Here is a 685-nt window from a genome sequence, read left to right on the forward strand (position 1 = left end):
CATCTGGACCATGCTGGCGCCATGCACCTTCTCATGGGCGGCGACGCCGGCGATGAAGGTGTCCCAGTTCTTCTGGACGGCGGGCGGGAGGGAGCGGGAGGGTTTCGGCAAAGTGTAGGTGACGATCAGCTTCGGCCGCCCGGCCGTCAGCACGCAGTCCTTGCCGCTGGGCTTGTAATCCCTTAGCCCCCAGGTCAGCTTGAAATTGGTGTAGGCGATGGCGCGGGCAATGCCGAGCTTTGGCCCTTTCTCGCCGATCGAGCGGTAGAGTTCGGCGCCGGACTGGCCCGAGATCGCGTAGGGCTCGATCTTCTCGACCGGCTTCCACTCGGCATGAGCGGTGAGCGGCAAGGCCAGCAGGGCGGCAAAGGACAGACACAGGCGAATGCAGGCTCTCAATCCAACTCTCCGCGAAACAGGACCGGCTGCCGCAAGGGGCAATGCCATCGGATCGCTTTTTCCTATATGCTTGCGACGGGCGCTGCAAATGCCCTGAAGGCAGTTGGGGAAGCCATGAGAGTTGCACATCTCGTCGTCGCCGGTGCGGTAGCGGTCCTGCAGGCCGCGCAACCGGCGTTTGCCGCGTCGTGCGGCGGCTGGAGCGCCAGGATGGAGGAAGACGAGGGCGGCAGCGTGCTGACGGCCTCGGTCTGCGGCGGGCCGAAAGGCGATGCGTATCTGATGC

The 685-nt window shown here is 64.8% G+C and carries 1 protein-coding gene; it reads right to left on the minus strand.

Going from position 1 to position 685, the window contains the following annotated elements; translation table 11 throughout:
* Positions 1-399: DUF922 domain-containing protein (locus ENZ74_RS33510; protein ID WP_127313371.1), on the minus strand; the 399-nt coding region annotated here is incomplete at its 3' end.
* Between the last annotated feature and the right edge of the window lie 286 nt (positions 400-685).

Source organism: Mesorhizobium sp. M7A.F.Ca.CA.002.15.2.1, assembly GCF_003998715.1.
In the GTDB taxonomy this organism is placed as follows: domain Bacteria; phylum Pseudomonadota; class Alphaproteobacteria; order Rhizobiales; family Rhizobiaceae; genus Mesorhizobium; species Mesorhizobium ciceri.